Source organism: Chimaeribacter coloradensis (assembly GCF_002858715.1).
Classification (GTDB): Bacteria; Pseudomonadota; Gammaproteobacteria; order Enterobacterales; family Enterobacteriaceae; genus Chimaeribacter; species Chimaeribacter coloradensis.
Genome location: NZ_PJZH01000078.1, coordinates 1 through 404 on the forward strand (window position 1 = coordinate 1; position 404 = coordinate 404).

Genomic DNA, 404 nt, shown 5'->3' on the forward strand with positions numbered 1-404 from the left:
CTTTTTCCTGTGGCAGGCGATCGCCCGGCCCCAGGTTTTGTTCAATGATGTTGTCTTTAATCGCGTGGGCGATTTCATCTGTGCGTTTACGCCGAACCACGTCTGGTTTGTCGTCGTGTTCTGTCATCTATAGTTCCTTTAAGATAAACCCATGCCGGACAGCAGGGGTCAACATAACCCGGTTACACACCTGGGTATCACCATTTTTTCCGGTACACGGAAAAAGCATTCTCCTGGGGCATGCGTCGCTGCCCGTCTGAAATGCGCATGACATGCGCCAAAAGGGCCGGTAAAACCGGGCCGGAAAATCAACAATGGAATGTGTTCGCAATGGCAATGCCGGACATCACCGATGAAAGGAAAAACACGCAAATGTGGGCCTGGAAAAAACGGGGGGTTCCCAT

1 pseudogene is annotated in these 404 nt (G+C 51.5%); it reads right to left on the reverse strand.

Going from position 1 to position 404, the window contains the following annotated elements:
* Positions 1–127: pseudogene (locus CYR32_RS21210) on the reverse strand (GntR family transcriptional regulator); the annotation flags it as partial.
* Positions 128–404: the final 277 nt, after the last annotated feature.